This is a genomic window from Paraburkholderia sp. PGU19 (assembly GCF_013426915.1).
In the GTDB taxonomy this organism is placed as follows: Bacteria; Pseudomonadota; Gammaproteobacteria; order Burkholderiales; family Burkholderiaceae; genus Paraburkholderia.
In genome coordinates this window covers 2,451,884-2,476,473 of sequence record NZ_AP023180.1, presented here as the reverse complement: position 1 = coordinate 2,476,473, position 24,590 = coordinate 2,451,884, and the positions used below count along the sequence as shown (strand labels likewise).

Below are 24,590 nucleotides of genomic sequence, written 5' to 3'. Positions count from 1 at the left end.
CGGCAGGTATAAGCGGCGTCATCCCGGCCGACGAAACTCGTTCTCGACCCACGACGCCGCGCTCGCTCTGCTGAGCTTGAAGTTCGGCGCGACCTTCACTTGCGCGAGCTGCTCGCCGAAGGAATCAAACGCGGTCAGCATTGCATAGGGATCGTCCTCGTCAGGGACGATATCGAGTGTGACTTCGATGGTGGCGTCGCCGGACTCCACCGCCATCCGCTTGTGCAACTGCGCGTGCAGTTGCTGTTCATGACGACGCAGTACTTCCGAAGCCGTCTTCACGAGCGTGTTGAATGCGCCTGTGTCCAGCGGTTTCGGATTCTTCTTGTCGCGGCCCATCGTCCACGGACCTACCAGCGCGGGTTCGGCCTCGCCGTCCTTGATCATCTCGACAGCCCAGCCGTCGTCGTCTTCGTTCTTTTTGACGCGTGCGGTCCAGCCGTTGTCGCGCCACAGACGGTCTTCATGCAGGGCTTCGGACGCGTTGCCGGCGTCGGGTTCGGTGAGAGGCGTATCGGTCATTGCAGAGAGGGTTCGGGTTCGTCGGGCGCCGCATCGAAGCTGCGGCGCGAAACCTCCATTTTACCCAGGCGCGCCGCCGCAAAATCGGGCAGACGCACGCCTATAACCAATGGCCAACCAAAGACACCTCATCGTGCGAATATGAAAAAGTTCAGTTTAATTCGACATCGATTTACGAAATAATCTATTGAGCTTTATTTCATCGATCCGTATTACTTTGATTAAAGGCAAAAAAAAGCGGCCCGAAGGCCGCATAAAAACAGATGAAAAAGACAACCCTTGGTCAAGGGGTAAGCCGAATTGTATAAGCAGTGCCCGGTGCCGACGAGCCCGCTGGATGGAAGAGTACCTTTCCGAAAATCGCACTAATCGAGGCTTGCAAAGGCGTACGGAAACGGTTTTCAACGGGTTAACCCGGCTGACCTTCGGCCGTCATCGTCGCACTATTGCAACAATGTGACAATTGACAACACCTCACCCGGACCACGTTTAATTCAAAAAAACCTTTAAAACCAAAATGCTTAGCGGCGTTAATCCGTCTGTTCCGTTTTTCGGAAAGTATTGTTGCGCCAGATGAAAGTAAGCCGGCGAGTATCGGTAATACACTTCGCTCCGGATCGACGGCACGCATTGCAGCGCGTGCTCCGTATTACGATCTCCACGCAAAGTCTCGGAGTAATAAAGCATGAAAAAAACCCTTATCGCCGCGGGCATTCTCGGCGCCTTCGCAGCAACGGCCCACGCGCAAAGCAGCGTTACCCTGTACGGCACGCTGGACGCAGGCCTCATCTACACGAACAACCAGGCTGGTCACAGCAACTGGCAACAAGGCAGCGGCTCGGTTTCGGACACGTACTTCGGCCTGCGCGGCAGCGAAGACCTCGGTAACGGCCTGCACGCCATCTTCACGTTGGAAAGCGGCTTCAACCTGAACAACGGCAGCCTCAAGGAAAACAACACGCTGTTCAACCGTCAGGCGTACGTCGGTCTGCAAAGCAACCAGTACGGCACGCTGACCCTCGGCCGTCAGTATGACTCGATGGTCGACTACCTCGCGCCGCTGTCGGCAGCGGGCTCGGGCTTCGGCAACAACCTGGCCGGCCACCCGTTCGACAACGACAACCTCGACAACTCGTTCTCGGTCAAGAACTCGGTCAAGTACGCGAGCCCGAACTTCGCAGGCCTGCAGTTCGGCGGCCTGTATGGCTTCTCGAACGAAGCTAACGGCTTCGCGGACAACCGGGCATGGAGCGCAGGCGCTTCGTACAAGAACGGTCCGCTGAACGTCGCAGCCGCTTACCTGCAACTGAACAACTCGGGCAGCAACAACACCAACGGCGCGATCTCGGCAGGTGCGGGCGGCGCAGCGCAACTGGCAGCGCAAACGCAACGCACGTACGGTGTCGGCGCGAACTACACGTACGGCCCGGCGACCGTCGGCCTCGTGTACACGCACTCGCAACTGGACAACCTGCAGAGCGCGAACGTCGGCGGCACGTTCATCAACGGCATCTCGGGCACGAACCTGCACCTCGACAACTATGAAATCAACGGCCGTTACGCGCTGACGCCGGCGCTGAGCCTGGCAGCCGCGTACACGTTCACGGACGGTAAGGTCTCGGGTTCGAACGGCGACGGCTCGCCGAAGTGGCACACGGTTTCGCTGCAAGGCGACTACTCGCTGAGCAAGCGCACCGACGTGTACCTGGAAGGCGTGTACCAGCACGCTTCGGGCGAGCTCGGCAACTTCGGCGCAAACGTCGCAGCAATCAACACGCTGACGCCGTCGTCGACGCAAAACCAGACGGCTGTGGCTGTCGGCCTGCGTCACCGCTTCTAAGCTCGCTTCCCGGCTCCCTTTCAAGCTCTATAGCGACGACGCCACAGGCGGCCGGATCGGATGACGATCCGCACCGGCCGCCGGTGTCTTCCATGAAAAACGCGCGCGTGCTGTCTGACGCGCGCGTTTTTTTATGCTCGCTGCGCGCACGCGATCCCGCACGCACGTGTCCTGACACATTCGTTGACACTTTTCTTTCGGTTTACTAATGATTTGATTCTGTCTGTCGTTAAATGCTTACACGCGCCAAAGACATCTGACACAACGCGCGCAATTCCATAACAAAATCGGAGAGCAAATGACGACGTTCAGACAGGCGGGCGTGCTCGCCCTGATGCTGGCGGCCAGTTCGGCCGCCCACGCGGGACTCGATTGCAGCGGCTCGCGTGGCGGCTGGCGAGTGCAGTCCTCGGATAGCTGGACAGGCAGCGACAAGCTCGCCCACTTCGCCGTATCGGCGCCCTTCGGGGCGCTGGGCGCGTACCTCGCGCGCGACACGCAACATCCCGTCGTCTACGGAACGCTGATTGGCACCGTACCGGGCCTCGCGAAAGAAGTGTTCGACGGCACCTGCCGCACCGACGGCTTCTCCTACAAGGACCTTGCAGCCGACGCGCTAGGTGCGCTGACGGGCGCGGCGCTGACGCACTGGGCGATCACGTACCAGCGCACGGCACGCGGCACGACGCTCGGACTCGCGTACAGGAATCGCTTCTAGCCGGCGCTCCCCACGATCCACGATCCGCTTCGAATTAATTTCTAACACGATACGCATGCGCATCCCGCTTGCATCGGTATACTCCGGCCAAAGCCGTGTTTGCAGTTGTTCACATTTCATTCGAAGTTCAGTCACCGAATGAGCGTGGCGACGCAAGCGGTTTCGTCGCGAAGCCTTGCGCTTCGCTTGCGCCCACGCACCCCGCAGCACGGAGACGCCGACGACACAATCATGAAACGACTCATCCTTCTCGCTCCCATCGCCATCCTCGCCGCGTGTGGCTCATCGCGCGGCCCCGACGCCAGCACCTCTGCCCAACCGATGGTGTATGCATCGTCGGCGCGGCCCGCGTCGGACATCGCACGTTGCCTCGACCACCGTCTGTCGCGCGTACACGTATCGAAGAACAACGGTGTGACCGATCTGACGGTTGGCTCATCGTCGAACGGTTCGTACTTCATCACGCTGACGCCTTCGAACGGCGGCTCCGTCATCAAGGTCATACGCGGCACGGGCGACGATCCGCCCGAAGAGGAAATGCGCTTTGCGATCGCACGTTGCACGACCTGATGTGTAAGTCTTCGTAACCGCATGACCAGTCATCATGGCCCGCGCATGTCGCGGGCTATTTTTTTGCCTGGGCTTCTGCAAGAATGGCCGCCCGCGTTTTACCGCGACCTTCATCGTCGCGCGACTTCAATGGCATCGAGCAAAGCACATCACGCGACAGGCTGGGCGGCCGGCGTCATCGCAGCGGCACTGGCCGCGCGTCATGGATGGCAGGGTCCATTTCACGTATGGGCGTGGCTTGCGTTCGTGGCGGGCGTCGCGGGCGCGACCGCGCCTGACTGGCTCGAAGTGGCGTGGTGGTCACGACGCAAGCGTCTGTGGATCACGCATCGCACGGCGACGCATTGGGGACTCGGCTGGCTCGCGGCGCTGTTCTTCTCATGGCACGCGATGGCGCATCATCCCGCAGCCGCCGTCGCGTTTGGCTTTGCATGCGGCGGCGTGATGCATCTGCTGGCCGACTGGCCGAATCCGCTCGGCGTGCCGTGGGTTCTTGGGCGTCACTCGTTGAAGCTCTGGAACAGCGGGCATTGCGATCTGATCGTCGTCGCCGCGTCCTGGGTAGGCGCGTGGTTTGTCGTGTCGCATGTCTGGATGCCGGGCGCGGCCCCATTGACGCTGTTAAGACAACTTCTCTAGCCATCCGATCCGCGACGGCTCGCTCATCAGAAGCACGTCCGTTAGCCCGTCGGCAGGCGTGCAACACGTCCGTATAATGGCGACCCGCAACGGCAGCATCACACACTCGATGCCTGCCGTCCGTCCCTGCATATCCCAAATTCAAAACGCCTGCTCAAGACAGGTCGACGCCTGAGAGGAAAGCCGCGTGGAAGATCTTTTCCAATCCGTGAACGCATTCTTTGCCTTCATTGCACCCATCTCGGATTTCCTCTGGGACTTTCCCACCAACTTCAAAGCCTGGTCGCAGATTCCCGTGCTCGGGCAATTCCCGTTCGCGATCCTGTTGCTGGTCGGCGTCGGCATCCACTTCTCGATCCGCACACGCTTCATCCAGACGATGAACGTCGGCAAGATCGTGCGCATCATGTTGCGCCGGCAGTCGTCGAATACGGGCGTCAGCGCGCTCGCGTCGTTCATGCTCGGACTGGCGATGCGTGCGGGGCCCGGCAATATCGTCGGCATCACGGGCGCGATTTCCGTCGGCGGACCGGGCGCGTTGTTCTGGATGTGGGTCGCCGCGTTCTTCGGCATGGCGACGGCTTTCATGGAGTCCACGCTCGCGCAGCTTTTCAAGGAAAGAAAGCACGACGAGTTCGTCGGCGGTCTGCCGTTTTATGGGCGGCGCGTACTCGGCGACCGGCGCATCGTTGGCACGTTTCTGTCGCTGGTGTTCATCGTGTATGCACTGTTCAACGTGCCGCCGCAAACGTTCAACGTCTTCACCGCAATCGGCACGATCGCCGATACCGTTACGGGCACGCATCTCGCTCGCCAGTCGACGGTGTACTACGCGATTGCGGCATGCCTGATCGTCGCGTGCTCGTTCATCATCATGGGCGGCATCCGCCGCGTGACCGCGTACACCGACGTGCTCGTCCCCATCAAGGCCGCGCTGTTCTGCCTGATGTCGCTGGTCATCATCGCGATCAACCTGCCGCTGATTCCGTACTTCTTTCACGAGGTGATCGTCGGTGCATTCGCGCCGCATGCGCTGTTCGGCGGCGCGATCGGCACGGCGCTCGCGCAAGGCGTCAAGCGCGGGCTGATGTCGAACGAAGCGGGGCAAGGGACGATCACAATGGCAGCCGCGATCGCCGATAACGATCACCCGTGCGAACAGGGCTTCGTCCAAAGTCTCGGCGTGTTTTTCGACACGATGGTCATCTGCACGATGACGGGTTTCATCGTCGTGATGGCGCATGTGTGGACGGGCACCGTCGACGGTCAGGCGTGGGAATCGGTGCGCGCGTCGAAGATCACGGTTTATCTGGCTTCGGTGCAGACGCTGGTGCCCGCATCCGTCGCGCAGGCCGTCAAGATCGTGATGTGCGTGTGTTATGGCCTGTTTGCCTTTACCACGCTGCTAGGGATGATTTCGTTCGCGGAGATTTCGGCGAACTTCATTTCGCGCAGCCGCGCTTTCATCACGGGGATTCGTGTGGTGGGATCGCTGGTGTTCGTGCCGTTCGGCGCGCTGACCGTGCTGGCCGGACTCGAACTGCCCAATCTCTGGGCGCTGTCCGATCTGATGAACATCGTGATGGTGCTGCTCAACGTGCCGATCGTGCTGGTCGGGCAACGCCTCGTCTACAGGGCGCTCGCGCACTATCGCGCGACGCGCGGCGGCCCGTTCGTGTCGGAACAGATCGGCGTGCGCACCGACTACTGGACGGCCGATCAACGCGGCGGTGTTCGCCAGCAAGCGGATGCGCAAAAGGAACGCGTCGGCAGCTAACTGGCGCCTTCGCTCACACGACGTTTTTCTCGACGATCGGCCGGTTCTCCAGCACGCGCGCAAAGCCGAGCGAAGAGAGATCGAGCGTCACGTACCGGCCGTTCAGGATGAGTTCGCTGACGCCGCGCCCGGTTGCGGGTCCTTGCTGCAACCCGTGGCCGCTGAACCCGTTGGCAAAGATGCAATTGTCGACATCCGGGTGATGACCAATGATCGCGTTCTGATCCAGCACGTTGTATTCGTAGTAGCCGGACCAGCAATGCTCGACGCGCAGCGCCTCGAATTGCGGCACGCGATGCGCGAGCGTCGGCCAGATCACGTCGTCGAACAGGGCGTGATCGACTTCGTCGAGCGGCAGGTCGTCGGGATCGTTGCTGGGCGACGGCGACGTGCCGCAGATATACGACGTGCCCTCGGGACGAAAGTACACGCCCGTCGGATCGATCAGCAACGGAGCGCGTTCAAGCTTCGCCGGCGAGCTGACGTTGAAGATGCTGCGGCGTCGCGCGAACACAGGCAGTTCGATACCCGCCATCGACGCCACCCGCCGCGCCCACGCGCCCGCCGCATTCACGACGACATCGCATGGAAAAGTCTCGCCGCGTGAAGTCACGACATGCGTGACGCGCCGCCCTTCGCGATGCAGCGCCGTCACGTCATCGGCAACGTAACGCGCGCCGAGCGCCTGCGCTTTCTTGCGCAACGCCTGCACGAGCCCATAGCCGTCGAACCAGCCCTCGCCCGTTTCACCGAATGCGCCCGCGCTCAGGTCGTCGGTGTTGAGCCACGGAAAGCGCGCGGCCAATGCCGTCTTGTCGAGCAACGTGATGTCGGCACCGAGACGCTTTTGCAGCGCGTGATTCTCGCGCAGCGTCGCTTCGCCCGAAGGCGTCGCGAGAAAGAGATAACCGCCTTCATGGAGATCGATGGAAGGCTTCGCGCCGTCGATCTCCAGACGCTCGCCAATCGTTCGCAGAAACTCGATGCCGAACAGCGACATCTGAATGGAGAGCGGCGTGGAGAACTGCTGCCGGATCGACGCCGCCGATAACGCCGACGACGAGCGCGCATAAGTCGGATCGCGCTCGATCACGGTGACGCTGACCGTCGGGTCCGACAGACGCAAGAAATACGCGATCGAACTGCCGATCACGCCTCCACCGACAACGACGACTTTCGAACTCACAGGCCACTCCAGACGAAGCGGGTCGGCGGGCAACGCATGCCCGCGACAGGTTGGAAACGTTAAGCGGGTTGATCGAAGGAAGCGCGGCGCGTCATGAGATGCAAAGCCCGAGCACGCCGCGCCGAAGCATCAGCCGATATTGAAGTCGATGCCTTGCGCCAGCGGCAGCGCCGACGAATAGTTGACGGTGTTCGTCGCGCGCCGCATGTACGCCTTCCATGCATCCGAGCCGGACTCGCGACCGCCGCCCGTTTCCTTCTCGCCGCCGAACGCGCCGCCGATTTCCGCGCCGCTCGGCCCAATGTTCACGTTCGCGATGCCGCAATCGCTGCCCGAATCCGACGTGAAGCGCTCGGCTTCGCGCAGGTCGGTCGTGAACACGCACGACGACAGGCCATGATGCGCCGCGTTGTTCGCTGCGATCGCGTCGTTGAAATCCGAGTAGCGCAGCACGTAGAGAATCGGCGCGAAGGTTTCCTTCAGCACGACAGCCGTTTGCGACGGCATTTCGACCAGCGCGGGGCGCACGTAGTAGCCGTTTTCATAGCCCTTCACTTCGACGCGTTCGCCGCCGAACACCTTGCCGCCCTCCGCCGCCGCCTGTTGCAGCGATTCCTGCATGCGCGCGAACGACTGCTTGTCGATCAGCGGTCCCATCAGCGTGCCCTTTTCGAGCGGATTGCCGATCGGTACCTTTGCATAAAGCTGTTTCAGACGCTCGACGGTTTGCTCGTACACGCTGTCGTGCACGAACAGGCGACGCAGCGACGTGCAGCGCTGCCCGGCAGTGCCGACCGCCGAGAACAGGATGCCGCGCAGCGCCAGTTCCTCGTCAGCCGTCTGCGCGACGATGCCCGCATTGTTGCCGCCGAGTTCGAGCAGCGACCGGCCGAAGCGCTTCGCCACTTCGACGCCGACCGTGCGGCCCATTTCCGTGCTGCCCGTCGCGCTGACGATCGACGCACGCGGGTCCGCGACCAGCTTCGCGCCGACGTCGCGCCCGCCATTGACGACGGCCGTGAGGCCCGCCGGCGCATCGCCGAATTCCTTCAGCGCTTCGTTGAGAATCTGGTTGACGGCGAGCGCCGTCAGCGGCGTTTTCTCCGACGGCTTCCAGACCACGGCATTGCCGCACACGAGCGCGAGCGCCGCATTCCACGACCACACGGCCGCCGGGAAATTGAACGCCGAGATCACGACGCAGGTACCCATGGGATGCCACGATTCGGCCATCCGGTGGCCGGGGCGCTCCGACGCGATCGTCAGGCCGTACAGCTGGCGCGACAGGCCGACCGCGAAGTCGCAGATGTCGATCATTTCCTGCACTTCGCCGAGACCTTCCTGCAGGATTTTCCCCGTCTCCAGCGTGATGATGCTGCCGAGCGCCTGCTTCTTCTCGCGCAGACGCTGGCCGAGCAGGCGCACGAGTTCGCCGCGACGCGGCGCGGGCACGTTGCGCCATTGCTCGAATGCCTGTTTCGCGCTGGCCAGCACCGTATCGACTTGCGCCGCCGACTGGCTGGCCACGCGGCCGATGAGTTCGCCCGTGATGGGCGAATGGACGGCGATGTCGCCCGCTTGCGCTGCGTCTGCAATGCCGAGATCGGCAAGGATGCTCGATGCGTTCATCTGGATTCCCTTGATTTCCGATACGAAACAAAAGTAAGTTCGGAAACTATACACGCCGTCATTTATGGCGACAAGCGGCGTTGCGACATGAACTTGCGCGAACCGGTGAAACGCTGAAAAGGGGGGGAATAAGGGTTTTCCCGAGTTTGTACGCGTGATGCTTTTCAGCGCGAGGCATCATCGTGCACACTCTGCGGGTGCGTTTCAGATCGGAAATCCGCCTGCTTCCATCACTCGCCGCGCCGCCCGCGCGGCGGTCCGCAAACAGGCCGATGTTATGATCGGAAACACTGAAAGTATCACGCTGCATAGTCATTCACACCCATGGATACCTCGCTCACCAAGTCGCCGGAAAGCTCGACGTCGGACCTCGGCCGCCGGGTGCGTGCCGCGCGGCTCGCGCACGACCTGACGCTCGAAACGGCCAGCCGCCTGTGCGGCGTATCGCGCTCCACGCTGTCGAAGATCGAAAACGGCCTGATGTCGCCGACCTTCGACGTGCTGCAAAAAATCGTCGTGGGTCTGAAGATCGATCTGGGCGAACTGTTCGGCTCGACGCCGAAAGTCAACGCGAGCGGGCGGCGCGCCCTTACGCGCAAGGACGCGGGTCAGCGTCACGCTTATCGTGGCTATCAGATGGAACTGCTGGCGACGGACCTCGCGCACAAGGCGATGCTGCCGTTTCGCATTCGCATCACTGCGCACACGCTCGACGCATTCGACGATTGGGGTCGCCACGAGGGCGAAGAGTTTCTGTATGTGATCAGCGGCAGCGTGTGTCTGTATTCGGAGTTGTATGCGCCTACGCATCTGAATGCGGGTGACAGCCTCTATTTCGATAGCCGCACGGGGCATGCTGCTGTGTCGACTAGTGAAGAAGATGCGGAAGTTTTGTGGATGGCGACGAGTGCTGATCTGCCGCAGGCGGGGAGTGGTGGCGCTGCGTCGAAGAAATAGCGGTGGTTTGCTTGTTTTGTTGTTGGCATCCGCGATTTGCCCATGGGCGTTTGGCTTTGCGCTGGCATCCGCGATGCGTTAGCGTGCTTCACGCGTCGCCCCTGTGCGGGGCGGCACCTACTTTTCTTTGCCGCCGCAAAGAAAAGTAGGCAAAAGAAAGCGGCTCACACCGCCAATCCTTCTTCCTGCCTGAGGGCCCCCACAGGGCCTTACGCTTCACACGGCAATCACGTGACCTACGTTCGTTGCCAGCGCTCTTGCGACGCGCATCACCCGCTTCATACACCCTCACTACAGCACGCCGTGCCAGATAGTCCACCGCCGCCCAGGTGGCAAACTGTGTGTAGGCTGTAGAGACACACATGCCTCACTTCGGACCGATAGCGCACGCGTGCCACCCTGTAAGAGCGCCAAGCTATACGACGCGACAACCTGCACACAGTTTGCCACCTGGGCGGCACATACCATTCGCTGCCGCTAGCTCTTGTTCGGGTGCTTGAAGTGGGTGAGGCGGTCATTCAGCGCGTTGGCAACACACGCGAACAAGGACGTTGCCGTGTGAAGCGCAAGACCGGTTGGGGGCCCTCAGGCAAATACAAGAACGGGCGGTGTGAGCCGCTTTCTTTTGCCTACTTTTCTTTGCGGCGGCAAAGAAAAGTAGGTGCCGCCCCGCACAGGGGCGACGCTTGAAGCACGCTAACGCATCGCGGATGCCAGCGAAAACCCAAACGCCCATGGGCAAATCGCGGATGCCAGCGAAAAGGCAAACACCGACTGGCAACGCCCGCGCCGCGAACGCTTAATCCGCCGACCGCGCCTGCGCAAGCGCCCCGAGATTGCCTTCACCAAACCCATGATGCCCTTTGCGCTGCACGATCTCAAAGAAGATGTCACCTTCGCGCCGCCGCACAAAAGTCTGGAAGAACAGCAGCGGCACGCCATCCGCACCAATCTCCCCATCGACCAGAATCCGCCCGCGCCTCAGGCGCTCGATATCGAGCCCATGCCCCGGCAGACGCGTATCGATCTGCTCGTAATACGCCGGCGGCGGCTCGACCAGCTCGATGCCGTTAGCAAGCAATTGATCGACACAGGCAAAAATATCCTCGGTGGCGAGCGCGATGTGCTGTACGCCTTCACCCGGATGATCGGGCAGATATTCATGCATCAGGCTCGTGCGCCGCGTGCCTTCCTCGTACAACGGAATGCGGATCGCGCCGCACGGCGACACCATCACGCGCGATTCCGCCGACACATGCCAGTTCGCATGCAACTCGTGAATCTCACGGAAATTGAGCAGCTCGCGATAGAAGTCGATCCATTCCTGCATACGGCCCGCGCCGACCGTTTGCGTCAGATGATCGACGGCGATGAGGCCCGTGCCGGCGTGGCTCAGATCGGCCTGCGCGGTGCTCGGTTCAATCGGGCGAAAGTCGATGTCGAAAATCGAAATGTCGCCGAGGCCGCCCTTCTGGCCGCCCCGCCCGCGCCAGCGGTCGACGAAATAGATATGTGAATCGCCGATGCCCTGAATGGCGGGAATCGTCAGCTCGCCCTTGCCGACCCGCTCGCCTTCGAACGACCACGCGCCGAGTTCCGTCGCGCGGTCATAAGCACGCTGTGCATCGGCGACGCGAATGCCGATCGCGCAGATGCCTACGCCATATTCTTCCGCATAGCGCTCGGCGAACGAATCCGGCTCCGCGTTCAGCAGAAAATTCATGTCGGCCTGACGGAACAGCGTCACGTCCTTGCTGATGTGGCGCGCAATCGGCTTGAAGCCAAGCTTCACGAAGGTGTCGGCGAGTGTCTGCGGATGGCGCGCGGCAAACTCGACGAACTCGATGCCGGCCGTGCCGAGCGGATTGTGCTCCGGGTCCGCAACGGCCTTGAGCGCGTCGGCAGGGGTCGGCAGGTCGCTGGGCATGTGCATCTCCATGAATCGTGCTGTTTCAACTCGGCAAGCGGGTAGATCGGGGCGCCGCGCACCGTGTTTTACACCGCGCAGCGCCACTCGTGCAACCTCGATTTTGTACTAGTCGGTTCAAAGATGCACCTTCCTGCGCGACGCGCCCGGGGCTTTGTCCCCTTGTGGCTTCACGCCGCGCTTTGTTGCACCATGGCTCGCGTCGCGCGTCACGTCAATACTGACGTCAGCGCCAACCTCGGCTTTGGCGTCTTTACGGGCGCCGTGCTGCGCGCGGCGCTTGCCCGTCGATTTGCCCTGCCCCTCTTCCGCGCGGGCCTGCACATAGCGCGCGAGCCGCTCGCGCGCGACCTTGCGCACGGCGTCGATCAGCGCGCGGCCGACGGGCGTCGGCTGCGTGTCCGAGCGCAGGATCAGGCCGACGGGTTCTTCCGTGCCGGCAACGGGCAACGGCAATGGGACCAGCAAGCCGTGCGCCAGTTCGTACTCGATTGCGCTGCGCGGCACAAACCACACGGCGTCGTTTTCGAGCGCGAGCGCGCGTCCCACCGACACCGACAGCACCTCGACGAAAGACGACAGCGGCGGCACGGCCCACGCGCGCAGCAGGCTTTCCGCCGATTGCCGGATCAGCGTCCCGTACGGCGGCACGACGACGGAAAACTCCAGCAGGCGCGTGGCTGACGACAGCGGGCCCGACGCCAGCGCGTGCCCCGCGCGCACCACGGCAACGAGCGGCTCGCTATAAAGCTGCTCGAACGTCAGCCCCACCATGCGTTCGGGATCGGCCAGCCTGCCCACGGCGAATTCGATCGCGCCCGCCTTCAGGCGCTCCAGCAGTTCGGTATTCGAACCCGTCTTGAGCCGCACGATCGCGTTGGGCCACTGCTCGCCGAACAGGCGCATCACGGGCGGCACGAGCGACGTCGCGACGGTCGGCAGCACGCCGATATCGAGCGTCGCGGCGGCCTCGCCTTCCACGCGCGCGAGCAGATCGACACCCTGGCGCAGCGCGCTCACACAGGCGCTGGCGTGCGGCATGAAGAGCTGGCCTTCGCGCGTCGGCACGGCGCCGTGCCGGCCGCGCTCGAACAGGCGCACGCCGAGAATCTCTTCCAGTTCGGCCACCGTCTTCGACACGGCCGGCTGGGTGATCGACAGGCTCTCCGCCGCTTTCTGCACGCCGCCGAACTGCGCGACAGCGAGAAAACACTGCAGGTGCCGGAATTTGACGCGGCTGTCCGCGAGGCTGCGTTGCATAACGGATCGTTATACGAGATGGGAAAAAACGTCATTTTGCATAACTTCTCGGCTTCTATAAAGTCACGTCATCCACTAGCCAAAATCGAATCCCCCAAGGAGACACCTGATGGACGATTCCATTCTGAGTCCGCGCGACTTCCCCTCGCATCCCGCCTACGTCCATTCGCCGTATGGATCGTCCGTCAAGCGCGGCCCGACCCGCCCGCTGATTCCGCTGAAAGAGCGCCTGCGCGACCAGCGCGTGCCCGTCTACGGCGCGGAAGACCTCGGCGCGCTCGATAACGACCTGACGCGCAATGCCGCGAAGAACGGCGAACCGCTCGGCGAACGCATCATCGTGACGGGCCGCGTGCTCGACGAAGGCGGCCGCCCGGTGCGCAATACGCTGGTCGAAGTGTGGCAGGCAAATGCGGCGGGCCGCTACGTGCACAAGAACGACCAGCACGATGCGCCGCTCGACCCGAACTTCCTCGGCGCGGGCCGCTGCCTGACCGACAACGAAGGCCGCTACCGCTTCATGACGATCAAGCCCGGCGCGTATCCGTGGGGCAATCACCCGAACGCGTGGCGTCCGAACCACATCCACTTCTCGCTGTTCGGCGACTACTTCGGCTCGCGCCTCGTCACGCAGATGTACTTCCCCGGCGACCCGCTGCTGCAGTACGACCCGATCTTCCAGGGCACGCCCGAAGGCGCGCGCGACCGTCTGATCTCGCGCTTCACGCTCGACGTGACCCAGGAAAACTACGCGCTCGGCTATGAATTCGACATCGTGCTGCGCGGCCCGAACGAAACTCCGATGGAGCGCTAATCATGACGACGCTTAAGCAAACCCCTTCGCAGACGGTCGGACCGTACTTCGCCTACGGCCTGTGCCCCGAGCAATACAATTTCGATCTGAAGAGCCTGTTCACGAACGTGCTGGCCGACCGCGAAGCGGAGGGCGAGCACATCACGCTGATTGGCCAGGTGTTCGACGGCGACGGCGCGGTGATCGGCGACGCGATGATCGAGGTGCAGCAGGTGGACAGCGAAGGCCGCTATCCGCAGTCGCGTGAAGAAGTGGCGAAGTCGGGCTTTCGCGGCTTTGCGCGCTTCGGCACGGGCACGGACCCGCAGAAGCGCTTCATCATCGAAACGGTGAAACCGGGCCGCGCGTCGCCGGATGAAGCGCCGCATCTGAACGTGATCGTGACGATGCGCGGCATGCTGCTGCACACGTTCACGCGCGTCTACTTCGACGACGAAACCGCTGCGAACGACAAGGACCCCGTGCTTGCGAGCGTGCCCGCCGAGCGCCGCGCGACGCTGGTCGCGAAGCGCGAAACGAATGGCGGCAAGGCTGTCTATCGCTTCGACATCCACATGCAAGGCCCGAAGGAAACGGTGTTCTTCGACCTGTGACCTGTGATGCGATGCAGGGCGTGCGAACCTCGCATGCATTTGATGCAAGGGTTCATCGCCTGTTCACAAATAAACGTTAGGATGCGTTGCGCGAGTCAAATCGCGCAACGAAACTCCGAGCAGTTTTGGATGCCCGCTTTGATGCGGGCTTTTTTTCGTCTGCGTTTCGTGGCGCTGCGCCGTGGGTCAACTGCGGTAATCCGAAACCGAATTATCGATCAGCCGCAAAGCCGATTCCCACGCCAGTTCCGCGATGCCTTCTTCGTCGTCGCGTGCGAACTGGCTGGCCGTGAGCTTGCGCACATGCTCGGGCGGCAGTGTCAGTTCGGCATTGCCCGCGAGCGCATCGATCTGGATCTGACACGCGCGTTCGAGAAAATAGATCTCCTGAAACGCCGTCGCCGCCGACTTGCCGCCCGCCAGCAGGCCGTGATTGCGCAGGATCATCGCGTTGCATGATCCCAGATCGGCGACGAGGCGCTCGCGCTCGCCGAGATCGAGCGCAATGCCTTCGTAGTCGTGATACGCGAGCACGCCGTAGAACTTCAGCGCGTGCTGGCTGATCGGCAGCAAGCCCTGCTTTTGCGCGGACACAGCCGAACCCGCCGACGTATGCGTGTGAATCACAAAGTGCATATCAGGTCGCGCCGTGTGCACAGCCGAATGGATCGTGAAGCCCGCCGCATTCACGCGATACCGCTTCGGATCGGCGGCGACCTTGTCCGCCGCTTCGACGACGCGCCCGTCGCGATCGATCTTCACGAGATCCGACGCGCGTATCTCGTGAAAGAGCACGCCATAGCGGTTGATCAGAAAGTGATGCTCGGGGCCGGGCACGCGCGCGGTGATATGCGTGTCGATCAGATCGGTCATGCGGAAATGCGCGACCAGCCGATACAGCGCGGCAAGCTCACAGCGCGTCGCCCATTCTTCGCTGCTATATCCAGCCGGTTGCGGAATCGTGTCGGACATGGCGGTGCCTCCGTGAAAACAGTCGCGCGGTGCTACGCAGGAAAGCGGAAACGGGAAGACAAAAAACCATAGGAGCGCCCGCGAATGCGGCGCTCAGACGCGGAAATGCTCGATGTCCTGACCAGCGTTGATAGCGCGTGTGAGCCAGTCGGGGCGATCGCCCTTGCCGTCCCATTCGTGCCCGAACGCGTCGCGGTATTTCGGCACGGCGGCATCGGCGATCAGCGCCTCTTCGAGCGCTTCAAGCGTAATGCCAAATTCATCCATGCGACGACGGATCCACAAGACCAGGCGCTCACGAGCTTGACCGTCGAGGTCGAGCGTCCGATGTTCCTCTCGCTCTTTCATAACGTGCCGATAACGTATCGAATTACGCGGCCAATAAGCACGCGTTAAATAGATTATTGGCTTCGCATTTGCAGCGAAGCCTTAATACGGATTCACCAACTTCTGCCGAATGAAGTTGTCAGCGCGTTTCGACAGATTGAATGGCGGCGAAAAACCCGCATGGTGCGTACTGGAATTCGCCATGAACCTTGAAGAACCAAGGTCGCTTCCCTGATTTCTCGGGATTCTAGCATTCATTCCCGTGCGTGCGCGTCGGACGCGGTGCTTCGATAGCTGCGGAAAGCGGCACGGGCTCTACGTTTGCGATGATCGGACCATAAGCATGCTACTTTTTCCCCTGCTCCTGATCGATCGCGCTCGACGACTTCACGCGTGCGCGCAATTCGAATTTCTGGATCTTGCCCGTCGAGGTTTTCGGCAATTCGCCAAAGAAGACCGCTTTAGGCAATTTGAATCCGGCCAGCAATTGACGGCAATGCGCAATGATTTCCTCGGCGCTCGCGTCCGCGCCGTCCTTCAGTTCGACGAATGCGCAAGGCACCTCGCCCCATTTCGCGTCCGGCATCGCAACCACGGCGGCCACCGACACGGCCGGATGACGGTACAGCGCATCCTCGATCTCGATGCTCGAAATGTTCTCGCCGCCGGAAATGATGATGTCCTTGCTGCGGTCCTTGATGCGCACGTAGCCGTCTTCGGTAATCACGCCGAGATCGCCCGTATGGAACCAGCCACCGCGGAATGCGGCCTCGGTTGCGCGCTCGTTCTTCAGATAGCCCTTCATGCAGATATTGCCGCGAAACATCAGCTCGCCGATCGTCTCGCCGTCGCGCGGCACGGGTTCGAGCGTATCGGGGTCGCGCACGTCGACGGCCGCCTGCAAGTGGTAGCGCACGCCCTGACGCGCGTTGAGCCGCGCGCGTTCGTCGTCGTCGAGCGCGTCCCATGCGTCCTGCTTCGCGCAGACGGAGGCGGGGCCATACACTTCCGTCAAGCCGTACACGTGCGTCAGGTCAAAACCGATCGACTTCATGCGCGCGATCACGGCAGGCGACGGCGCCGCGCCCGCCACCATCGTCGACACGCGGTGCGCAATACCGTCGCGCCATTCGGCAGGCGCATTCGCCAGCGCGCTTTGCACGATGGGCGCGCCGCAATAGTGCGTGATGCGCTCGCGGCGAATCAGTTCGAATACGAGTTTTGGATCGAATTTGCGCATGCAGACGTTGACGCCCGCGCGCGCCGCAACCGTCCACGGAAAACACCAGCCGTTGCAGTGAAACAGCGGCAGTGTCCACAGATACACCGCATGCTTCGGCATGTCCCATTCGAGGATATTGCTGAGCGCGTTCAGATAGGCGCCGCGATGGTGATAGACGACGCCCTTCGGCTCGCCCGTCGTGCCCGACGTGTAGTTGAGCGCGATGGCGTCCCATTCATCGGCGGGCGACGTCCATGCGAACTGCGGATCGCCCTCTTGCAGGAAAGCTTCGTAGTCGGACGCGTTCGGGAAATGGCGAGTGTCGGCGGGCTGCGCATCGCTGACGCTGATAATGCGCAATTGCGGAAACTCACGCGCGGCGCGCAGCGCAAGCTCTCCATATTCGGTATCGACGATCAGCGCTTTCGCCTCGCCATGCCGCAGCATGTAAAGAATCGATGCCACATCAAGCCGCGTATTCAGCGTATTGAGCACGGCGCCCGCCATCGGCACGCCGAAATGCGCTTCGATCATCGGCGGAATGTTGGGCAGTAGCGCCGCCACGGTTTCGCCGCGCGCGACGCCCGCGCGTTGCAGCGCGCTCGCAAGACGCCGCGCGCGCTCATACGTCTCGCGCCACGTGCGGCGCACGTCGCCATGCACGACGGCCAGCCGGTCGCCATAGACTTCAGCGGCCCGCGCGATGAAATCGATTGGCGTCAGCGGAACATGATTGGCGTCGCGGCGGGCGAGTCCCGCTTCGAACATATGCGTCATGGCTGTGTCTCCTCCGAAGCGCGCGGCCCCGTCGATTCAGTTGTTTTTTGGCAATGGATTTCGGGTTCGAAACACGGTGACTCACGCATTGTGCATGCGTAATACACGTGCAAAAGCTTCGCATAGATCAGCGCTGCACAATGCCTTGGCGCAGGATTTTGTGCGAAGCCGCAATGCAGCGCCGAGCGAGCGGCAGACGCGTCGAACGCGGCCCGCGCGGTCAAACCGGAAATCGGGCCTTCGCCCTTAGAACATCGCGCGTCTGAAAATCAGACGCGCGGCAGATCGTCGATGAATTTCTCGACGTGGCCGTCCGGTACTTCGGTATCGATCCCGTCGTGGCCATCGGCGTGAGAGACCGTTTTGATCTTGGGGCCCAGCAGATTCAGGCCGCCCAGCGTGAAGAACGACCACACGGCATTGCCCGCATGAATGGCCGTCACGACGTCCGCGACTTCGACGATTTCGTGCGGCGAGAGCCACTCATTCGTTTTTGGATTGACGAGAGCCCAACGGACGTGGGTGACGCGGTCAGTCATAGGGTTAATGCGTACGGCATCGATAGCATAGGTCGCCATTTCCACCTCCATCGTCCTCACCCAGGCATCGTAGCACTTATGTCTGGTTAGACGAAGCAGGCACGTATCGACCCTTGCAGATGGACCCATTCGAAGAGCACCGCTGCGCTGCACAGGCACTGTCCGGATGTACTCTGCGGCGCCAACCGCCGCGTGACAGCGTCAGTGCAGGCAATGACTGCATCTTCGAATGACTTCCACTTTCTATAACGGTCGTGCGTAAATTGTTCTTAAGCCGGGTTTGCACCAATGCGGCGCGGCGCACAGTTCGGGCCGCGCCGAGTACTCAGCGTGCTTATGATCCGCGCGCGCCTGCAGTACGATGGCCGCACTGACCTGCACGGAAGACGAGCCATGTCGATCGAAGTCGGGACGGCGTCGTGGACGGACGCCACACTCATCAAATCCGGCCGCTTCTATCCGAAGGGCTGCACGAGCGCCGAGGCACGCCTGCGTTTCTATTCGAGCCAGTTTCCAATGGTCGAAGTCGATGCGTCGTACTACGCAATGCCGAGCGCCGCGACCAGCGCGCTGTGGGCCGAACGCACGCCTGAGCACTTCACGTTCAACGTCAAGGCATTCCGGCTTTTCACCGGGCATCAGACAGAGCGCAAGTTCTTCCCGCCGGACATTCAGCCCCTGCTGCCGCAAAGCGATAAAAGAAACCTCTACTACCGTGATGTGCCGCCCGACATCATCGACGAGATGTGGCGGCGCTTCTTCGAAGCGCTGTAGCCGCTGCACACCGCCGGCAAGCTCGGCGCTGTGCTGTTCCAGTTCGCGCCGTGGATCTCCACCGGGCCGCGCGACAAATCACACGTGCGGCACTGCGCGGACAGGATGACGCCCTATCTGAGGGCATTCGAATTCCGCAATGCCAGCTGGCTCGACGACCGGCACCGCGAATCGACGCTCGCATTCGAACGCGAACACGGCCTCGTGCATGTGGTGATGGATGCACCCGAAGGCGTGCCGAACCGCGCGCATACCGTATGGGAAGCGACGTCGCCGGAGCTTGTGATCGTGCGCTTGCACGGCCGCAATGCGAAGACCTGGAGCGGCAGCACGACGGCAGCCGGCCGCTTCAACTACGACTACACCGCGCGCGAACTGGAAGAGATCGCGGTGCCCGTGCGGGAGATCGCAAAACGCGCGGGGCGCACGCATGTCGTATTCAACAACTGCTTTGAAGATGCCGCGCAACGCAACGCGCATTCGATGATTCGCATCCTTCAGCAAGAGCGCTTCGAGTCAATACGTGTCGTGCATCTTTAAAACCCAATGCATTAAAGCGCTTTCCGGTTGCAATTCAGTTTGCATCGACTAGCCTCGTCTTATTCGAACCAGACAAATAGCTTTCATAAGACGAAAAAGACAAAGGTGCACCGATGCTACTGACGGCTTATGTGCAGACCAGCCAGCCGGGCCTGTTGCAGCTATGGATCGGCATGTTCGGCGTGGCCGCGCCGCCTGTGCCACAGGTTTCCATCGACCGGCAAGCGGCCGTGGCGCTGGAGCCGCCCGCGTTCTTTCCGATTCGCGATTTCAGCGTCGACGATAACGGTCAGGCCATCAATCATCAATGCGTGCTGCGCTTCAACGTGCCGGACGAATCGCGACCGCGTCAGATCCTTGTCGACGCAGGTGGCGAACAGTTCGAATTCGCGAGTACTTCATTGCCGAAAGAAGTGCCGACACTGATGGACGGCAGCTTCAATATCCTGCTGTCGTCGTGCTATTCGCAGCCGGAAGATATCGACGGACTGCTCGGCACGATCGTCTCGCAGATCAAGGTGCAACCGCATCTGACCGTGCTCGCGGGCGACCAGGTGTACCTCGATCTGCCACTCACGCAGCGCGTGCCCGATCAGAACCCCGACCGCGCGCGACTGCTCGCCAACAAGTACTACCTCAACTGGCTCTCCGGCGCGTTGCGCGTGCCGGGGTTGCAATCGGTGCTGGAGCGCGCGCCCGTCGTGTGCATTCCCGACGATCACGAGTTCTGGAACAACTATCCGTTTGCACAAAAGCAGTTGCCCGATACGTGGACGGACGGATCACGCCAGTTGCTCGGCGACACGGCGCGCGCGCTGTACGAGGACTATCAGATTGGCGGCGCGCCGGGCGGCGCGGGCGGCGCGATCCGGCTCGACGTCGAGCCGTTGAAGATGCTGTTCGTCGATATGCGCTGCGACCGCGACAATACGTTCAAATCGTTGATGGGGCCTAAAGCCGTTGCGGCGATGCAGGCCTGGGAAAAAGATCTCGTCGATACACACGCCGCAGGGCAACCGGTTGTCGGCCTGCTCGCTTCGGGCCAGGCGCTTTTCATCGATCCGCCCGAAAGCAACTGGCGCAAAAAAACCTTCGACGCCGAAATGCCGAACTACGCGCAGTTCGACGTGCTGCAAGCGACCTTGGGCCGGCTCGCGGACAACGGCATTCCCATCGTCTACATGACGGGCGACGTGCATTGGGGACGCGTCGCATCGGGTCACGATCTGCAGACGGGCACGGCGCTTTACGAAGTAATCGCCTCGCCGTCGCGGCTGATTCGCACGCCGTTGCTCGACACCGCGAAAGAAGCGGCCAATTCGGTCAAAGGGATTTTCGGCGGCGGCAATGCGTGGCCGCGTCATTCCGATCCCGAGGACGTGCCCGACCGCTTCGGTGTGAATCACCGCTTCACACTCAAGCAGGAGTTCGGACGACGCGGCGATCAGGTTGCAATCCTGTCGTTCACGCGCGTGGGCAGCGGCGTCGATATGCAGGTCATGTACTACGGCATTTCCAGCGACAAAGCGCTTTCACAATCGGAATCCACGACGCGCTTCGAACTGCGCGCGCGTTAATCAAAAAGACGAGGCAATGTCATGCTGAAGATCGTACGATCGACGACGACACAATCGAATCCGCAGTTCACGCCATTCGAGCGCAACGAAGGCGAGAGCAATACCGCATGGGGCGAGCGCGCAGTACGCGATATGAAAGCGGGCGGCCCCGATGAATGGACTTATGTCGTGCTGCTGGGCGGCAGCGATACGCTGGCGTTTCGCGTGCGCGTCGCGCAATCGCATTTGCGGCACGACATGTTGCCGTCGTTCTGGTCCGAGTCGATTCTCGTGCGCCTCGCAAGCACGACGCTCAAGAACGCCGAAGCGTTGCACGTGCCTTTGCATCAGCCGGAAGGGCCCGCGTTTGCGACGCGTGTGAATGGCGTGGTCGCGCGTCCGTTGACGGATTTCGACGACACCTCGCGCTTTCCGAATATCGCCGTGATCGCATTGCCCGTTGCGCAGGACAAGGTGGTCGACAAGGTGGCGAGCTTCGAGCAGTCACGCGCGACACTCGATGCGCTCGAACATGTGTTGCGCTGGCTCGCTTATGCATGGGGCGCGGCACGCACGCCGAATCCGCTGCACGACAACTACGGATTGCCGTCTACCTGCATGATCGAAACCGTGTGCGCCGCCGCGAATTTCGACCTGACGCCGGGGCTCGAATCGCGGGCATCATGTCCTGAAGCGATCTGGGCCGCAGCGAATTACTGGCATGAGTACTTCGAGAAGTTCAACGGGCGTGAGCCCATTGGGCGCTTTTACACGCCGCATACCTATCCGATCATCGAGCCGTCCGCTGCGCCTGCGCCCCCTTCTGCGCCCTCTCCTGCGCCCAAACGCAAAGCGAAGAAGTGAGCCTCAGTTCAAGGCTGTGAGGCGGGTGCGTTCGCAGCAGGCGTCGACGCGAACGCGGGCGCTTCGCTGTTGACGGCGGCGGGCGCGCTCGCCGCAGCCGCTGCGCTCGCTTCACCCGGCGCAGGCAGAATCGGCGGCTGCGATGCGGCGTGCGAAATGATTTGCGGCGGCTCGATATCCGTCGGCGCAGAAGCCTCGGCAACGGGCGACGCATTCTGCACCGCGGGCGCAGTGGGCGCGGCAGGTGCTGGACGCGGCTTCGGCCGCGGCGCAGTTGCAGGCGTTTCAGTCTTCGCCGACGACGAGAACAGGTACTGCATCCACGCGCGCAGCTTCATGCGCAACGTGTCGAACATGCCGGGCGGCGGCTCTTCCGCGAACTTCGCGCGCGGATCAACCAGACGCGAGCGCAGCGAACGCTGGAAGAAGTCGCCGACGATCGGCAACGCGCTATGCGCGCCCTGCCCCCAGTAGTCGCTACGCAACGTCACGCGGCTGTCGTTGAAGCCGATCCATGCGCCCGCGACGAGTTGCGGATGCATCAGGATGAACCAGCCGTCCGCGTTGTCCTGCGTCGTGCCCGTCTTGCCCGCGACATCGGCGCGGATGCCGAAACGCGTGCGAATCGCCGAGCCCGTCCCCTTGTTAACGACCGAGCGCATCACGTCGAGCAAGGTCTGCGCGCTCGCAATCGGCATTACGCGGTCGGCGCGCGACGGCTGGAACTCGGCGAGCACTTCGCCCTTGCGGTCTTCGATCCGCGTGACGAGCATCGGCGCGACATACGCGCCTTCATTCGCGATCGTGCCGTACGACGACACCATCTCTTTCAGCGTCACCGGGCTCGTGCCCAACGCCAGTGAAGGCACCGCGTCGAGCTGGCTGTCGCGCACGCCCATTGCGCGCGCGAGCCGCGCGACCTTCGCGGGACCGACCGATTCCATCAGTTGCGCCGTAATGCGGTTGCGCGAATACGCGAGGCCATCGCGCAGCGTGATAGGACGGCCGCTGGGCGCGTCTTCGTCGCTTGGCCGCCAGATTTCGCCGCCTGCCAGCGGGATTTCGACGGCCTGATCGGGGAAGGTATCGTCGGGCTTTGCGCCTTGCTCGAATGCCGCGCCATAGACGAACGGCTTGAACGTCGAACCCGGCTGACGGCGTGCCTGCGATACGTGATCGTACGGGTCCTGCGTAAAGTCGCGGCTGCCGACCCACGCCTTGATCTCGCCAGTGCGCGGGTCCATCGCGACGAATGCGGCCTGCACGCGCGTCTTGCTGTCGCACAGCGCTTTCATGAATCCGCGATCCGCCGACAGATGCTTGAGCGCATCGTCGTCACTCATGCCCGAATCTTTTGCACTGTGATACTCGGGCGTCTCGCGGATAAACGCGTCGAACACATCCTTATGCCCGCTGCACGCGCTACGCGCATTCCACGCCGCATTCGCAATCGATTGCAACTGGTTGCCCTGGAACGTCAGCGCCTGGGTCGCCATGGTTTGCAGACGGGCGTCGATCGTCGTGCGCACGACGAGTCCATCCGAGTAGATGTTGTAATCGTTCGCATCGGCCCACGCGATCAGCCACTTCTTCAATTGCTGCGCGAAATGCGGCGCGGGACCGGGCGGCTCCGTCTGACGCTCGAAGTCGACGCGCAGCGGCTTTCCCTTGAGCGAATTGAATTGCGCGGGCGAAAGGCGCCCGTATTTCACCATCTGCCCGAGCACGATATTGCGCCGGTCCAGCGCGCGCTCGGGATTGATCACCGGGTTGTAATAGCTGTTGCCCTTCAACATGCCGATCAGCGTCGCACTTTCGAGCACGGTCAGATTGTCGGCGGACTTGTCGAAGTAAGTGCGCGCCGCCATCTCGATGCCGTACGCGTTATAGAGAAACGGCACCGTATTCAGGTACGTTTCGAGAATCTCGCTTTTCGTATAGACGGCTTCGATCTTGAAGGCCGTCAGCGCTTCCTTGATCTTGCGCGTGAGCGTGGGCGCGCGGCCGATGTCGTCGGGATAGAGATTGCGCGCGAGCTGTTGCGTGATCGTCGAGCCGCCCTGGCGGTCGCCTGAAAACGTATGCAGCGCTGCGCCTGCCGTGCGTCGGAAGTCGATGCCGTGGTGTTCGTAGAAGCGATGGTCTTCCGTGGAGATCAAGGCATCGACGACATGCGGCGAGATGTCGGAGAGCTTCATCCACACGCGGTTAGTCGGCTTGAACTCCGCGAGCAGCTTGCCGTCCGCCGAATAGATCTGCGCGGGCTGTTCGATCTTTGCCTTGCGTATGTCGCCGATGCCCGGCGTGAACGGCACCAGGATCAGCACATAGAGAAGAACAAGCGCGGGAATGGAGGCGACCGACAACGCCACGCCGCGCCATGTCGGACGGCGCAAACGTTGCACCGCGCGCATGAGCGGCGGCTTTGCATGGGCCCAGGCCCAGACGGAGATTTCCCGGAGGAACGACAGTATCGACTGTCTCACGCTAACGCACCATCGGCAGAAAAGGCTGCATCCTACCAAAACAGCGCGAACGTCCAGGCGTTTTGCAAGAATCGGCATCGTAATGCGACGCCGGAAATGAC

At 62.0% G+C, this 24,590-nt stretch carries 20 protein-coding genes and 1 pseudogene; 11 read left to right on the top strand and 10 right to left on the bottom strand.

What is annotated here, in order from left to right:
• Positions 1-18 precede the first annotated feature (18 nt).
• Positions 19-522 (bottom strand): hypothetical protein, encoded by a 504-nt coding sequence (locus H1204_RS28760; RefSeq protein ID WP_180731853.1) that lies wholly within the window; start codon positions 520-522, stop codon positions 19-21.
• A gap of 685 nt (positions 523-1,207) precedes the next feature.
• Between H1204_RS28760 and H1204_RS28755 the strand changes: the two genes are divergently transcribed.
• The 5 genes from H1204_RS28755 (at position 1,208) to H1204_RS28735 (ending at position 6,066) form a co-directional block, all read left to right on the top strand.
• A complete protein-coding gene (locus tag H1204_RS28755) occupies positions 1,208-2,362 on the top strand; it encodes a porin (protein ID WP_180731852.1) in 1,155 nt (384 codons plus the stop codon).
• A gap of 298 nt (positions 2,363-2,660) precedes the next feature.
• A complete protein-coding gene (locus tag H1204_RS28750) occupies positions 2,661-3,080 on the top strand; it encodes a hypothetical protein (RefSeq protein ID WP_180731851.1) in 420 nt (139 codons plus the stop codon).
• A gap of 231 nt (positions 3,081-3,311) precedes the next feature.
• Complete coding sequence (locus H1204_RS28745; protein WP_180731850.1) at positions 3,312-3,650, top strand: sugar ABC transporter ATPase; 339 nt, start codon at positions 3,312-3,314, stop codon at positions 3,648-3,650.
• A 129-nt stretch (positions 3,651-3,779) separates the two neighbouring features.
• Positions 3,780-4,289 (top strand): metal-dependent hydrolase, encoded by a 510-nt coding sequence (locus H1204_RS28740; RefSeq protein ID WP_180731849.1) that lies wholly within the window; start codon positions 3,780-3,782, stop codon positions 4,287-4,289.
• Positions 4,290-4,476: 187 nt separating this feature from the next.
• Entirely contained in the window at positions 4,477-6,066 is a 1,590-nt protein-coding gene (locus H1204_RS28735) for an amino acid carrier protein (RefSeq protein ID WP_180731848.1), read from the top strand.
• Positions 6,067-6,079: 13 nt separating this feature from the next.
• Here H1204_RS28735 and H1204_RS28730 read toward each other — a convergent pair whose 3' ends face one another.
• The gene (locus tag H1204_RS28730; protein ID WP_180731847.1) at positions 6,080-7,252 is read right to left on the bottom strand and encodes an FAD-binding oxidoreductase; all 1,173 of its coding nucleotides are present in this window, start codon (positions 7,250-7,252) and stop codon (positions 6,080-6,082) included.
• A 129-nt stretch (positions 7,253-7,381) separates the two neighbouring features.
• Positions 7,382-8,881, bottom strand: coding sequence for an aldehyde dehydrogenase family protein (locus H1204_RS28725; RefSeq protein ID WP_180731846.1), 1,500 nt, complete (start codon positions 8,879-8,881; stop codon positions 7,382-7,384).
• Positions 8,882-9,205: 324 nt separating this feature from the next.
• Here H1204_RS28725 and H1204_RS28720 point away from each other — a divergent pair, with 324 nt between their 5' ends.
• A complete protein-coding gene (locus H1204_RS28720; RefSeq protein WP_180731845.1) occupies positions 9,206-9,838 on the top strand; it encodes an XRE family transcriptional regulator in 633 nt (210 codons plus the stop codon).
• Positions 9,839-10,637: 799 nt separating this feature from the next.
• Here the strand turns inward: H1204_RS28720 and H1204_RS28715 are convergent.
• Positions 10,638-11,765, bottom strand: coding sequence for a VOC family protein (locus H1204_RS28715; protein ID WP_180731844.1), 1,128 nt, complete (start codon positions 11,763-11,765; stop codon positions 10,638-10,640).
• Between the two features lie 117 nt (positions 11,766-11,882).
• Entirely contained in the window at positions 11,883-13,025 is a 1,143-nt protein-coding gene (pcaQ, locus tag H1204_RS28710) for a pca operon transcription factor PcaQ (protein ID WP_180731843.1), read from the bottom strand.
• Between the two features lie 109 nt (positions 13,026-13,134).
• On the opposite strand from pcaQ, the gene pcaH reads away from it, so the two are divergent.
• Both pcaH and pcaG read left to right on the top strand, forming a co-directional pair.
• Positions 13,135-13,839 carry a protocatechuate 3,4-dioxygenase subunit beta gene (gene pcaH, locus H1204_RS28705; protein WP_009771205.1) on the top strand — a complete coding sequence of 235 codons (705 nt, stop codon included), beginning with the start codon at positions 13,135-13,137 and terminating at the stop codon, positions 13,837-13,839.
• 2 nt (positions 13,840-13,841) lie between these two features.
• Positions 13,842-14,432, top strand: coding sequence for a protocatechuate 3,4-dioxygenase subunit alpha (gene pcaG, locus H1204_RS28700; protein ID WP_180731842.1), 591 nt, complete (start codon positions 13,842-13,844; stop codon positions 14,430-14,432).
• A gap of 186 nt (positions 14,433-14,618) precedes the next feature.
• On the opposite strand, the gene H1204_RS28695 is transcribed toward pcaG, so the two are convergent.
• From H1204_RS28695 to H1204_RS28680, 4 genes are all read right to left on the bottom strand, one after another.
• Positions 14,619-15,404 carry a class II aldolase/adducin family protein gene (locus H1204_RS28695; RefSeq protein WP_180731841.1) on the bottom strand — a complete coding sequence of 262 codons (786 nt, stop codon included), beginning with the start codon at positions 15,402-15,404 and terminating at the stop codon, positions 14,619-14,621.
• A gap of 93 nt (positions 15,405-15,497) precedes the next feature.
• A complete protein-coding gene (locus H1204_RS28690; RefSeq protein WP_007731923.1) occupies positions 15,498-15,752 on the bottom strand; it encodes an H-NS family nucleoid-associated regulatory protein in 255 nt (84 codons plus the stop codon).
• Positions 15,753-16,077: 325 nt separating this feature from the next.
• Entirely contained in the window at positions 16,078-17,730 is a 1,653-nt protein-coding gene (locus H1204_RS28685; RefSeq protein ID WP_180731840.1) for an acyl-CoA synthetase, read from the bottom strand.
• 269 nt (positions 17,731-17,999) lie between these two features.
• Complete coding sequence (locus H1204_RS28680; protein WP_036001651.1) at positions 18,000-18,308, bottom strand: hypothetical protein; 309 nt, start codon at positions 18,306-18,308, stop codon at positions 18,000-18,002.
• A gap of 354 nt (positions 18,309-18,662) precedes the next feature.
• Here H1204_RS28680 and H1204_RS28675 point away from each other — a divergent pair.
• The 3 genes and pseudogenes from H1204_RS28675 (at position 18,663) to H1204_RS28665 (ending at position 22,003) form a co-directional block, all read left to right on the top strand.
• Positions 18,663-19,583 (top strand): annotated as a pseudogene (locus H1204_RS28675) (DUF72 domain-containing protein).
• 113 nt (positions 19,584-19,696) lie between these two features.
• Positions 19,697-21,160 (top strand): hypothetical protein, encoded by a 1,464-nt coding sequence (locus H1204_RS28670; RefSeq protein WP_180731839.1) that lies wholly within the window; start codon positions 19,697-19,699, stop codon positions 21,158-21,160.
• Positions 21,161-21,181: 21 nt separating this feature from the next.
• Positions 21,182-22,003 carry a hypothetical protein gene (locus H1204_RS28665; protein ID WP_180731838.1) on the top strand — a complete coding sequence of 274 codons (822 nt, stop codon included), beginning with the start codon at positions 21,182-21,184 and terminating at the stop codon, positions 22,001-22,003.
• Between the two features lie 8 nt (positions 22,004-22,011).
• On the opposite strand, the gene H1204_RS28660 is transcribed toward H1204_RS28665, so the two are convergent.
• Complete coding sequence (locus H1204_RS28660; RefSeq protein ID WP_243468797.1) at positions 22,012-24,417, bottom strand: transglycosylase domain-containing protein; 2,406 nt, start codon at positions 24,415-24,417, stop codon at positions 22,012-22,014.
• Between the last annotated feature and the right edge of the window lie 173 nt (positions 24,418-24,590).

What these genes read in the sequence shown, in the direction of transcription:
- H1204_RS28760 (WP_180731853.1), bottom strand. Translation starts at nt 522, where the DNA reads ATGACCGATACGCCTCTCACCGAACCCGACGCCGGCAACGCGTCCGAA.
- H1204_RS28755 (WP_180731852.1), top strand. Translation starts at nt 1,208, where the DNA reads ATGAAAAAAACCCTTATCGCCGCGGGCATTCTCGGCGCCTTCGCAGCA.
- H1204_RS28750 (WP_180731851.1), top strand. Translation starts at nt 2,661, where the DNA reads ATGACGACGTTCAGACAGGCGGGCGTGCTCGCCCTGATGCTGGCGGCC.
- H1204_RS28745 (WP_180731850.1), top strand. Translation starts at nt 3,312, where the DNA reads ATGAAACGACTCATCCTTCTCGCTCCCATCGCCATCCTCGCCGCGTGT.
- H1204_RS28740 (WP_180731849.1), top strand. Translation starts at nt 3,780, where the DNA reads ATGGCATCGAGCAAAGCACATCACGCGACAGGCTGGGCGGCCGGCGTC.
- H1204_RS28725 (WP_180731846.1), bottom strand. Translation starts at nt 8,881, where the DNA reads ATGAACGCATCGAGCATCCTTGCCGATCTCGGCATTGCAGACGCAGCG.
- H1204_RS28720 (WP_180731845.1), top strand. Translation starts at nt 9,206, where the DNA reads ATGGATACCTCGCTCACCAAGTCGCCGGAAAGCTCGACGTCGGACCTC.
- H1204_RS28715 (WP_180731844.1), bottom strand. Translation starts at nt 11,765, where the DNA reads ATGCCCAGCGACCTGCCGACCCCTGCCGACGCGCTCAAGGCCGTTGCG.
- pcaQ (WP_180731843.1), bottom strand. Translation starts at nt 13,025, where the DNA reads ATGCAACGCAGCCTCGCGGACAGCCGCGTCAAATTCCGGCACCTGCAG.
- pcaH (WP_009771205.1), top strand. Translation starts at nt 13,135, where the DNA reads ATGGACGATTCCATTCTGAGTCCGCGCGACTTCCCCTCGCATCCCGCC.
- pcaG (WP_180731842.1), top strand. Translation starts at nt 13,842, where the DNA reads ATGACGACGCTTAAGCAAACCCCTTCGCAGACGGTCGGACCGTACTTC.
- H1204_RS28695 (WP_180731841.1), bottom strand. Translation starts at nt 15,404, where the DNA reads ATGTCCGACACGATTCCGCAACCGGCTGGATATAGCAGCGAAGAATGG.
- H1204_RS28690 (WP_007731923.1), bottom strand. Translation starts at nt 15,752, where the DNA reads ATGAAAGAGCGAGAGGAACATCGGACGCTCGACCTCGACGGTCAAGCT.
- H1204_RS28685 (WP_180731840.1), bottom strand. Translation starts at nt 17,730, where the DNA reads ATGACGCATATGTTCGAAGCGGGACTCGCCCGCCGCGACGCCAATCAT.
- H1204_RS28680 (WP_036001651.1), bottom strand. Translation starts at nt 18,308, where the DNA reads ATGGCGACCTATGCTATCGATGCCGTACGCATTAACCCTATGACTGAC.
- H1204_RS28670 (WP_180731839.1), top strand. Translation starts at nt 19,697, where the DNA reads ATGCTACTGACGGCTTATGTGCAGACCAGCCAGCCGGGCCTGTTGCAG.
- H1204_RS28665 (WP_180731838.1), top strand. Translation starts at nt 21,182, where the DNA reads ATGCTGAAGATCGTACGATCGACGACGACACAATCGAATCCGCAGTTC.
- H1204_RS28660 (WP_243468797.1), bottom strand. Translation starts at nt 24,417, where the DNA reads ATGCGCGCGGTGCAACGTTTGCGCCGTCCGACATGGCGCGGCGTGGCG.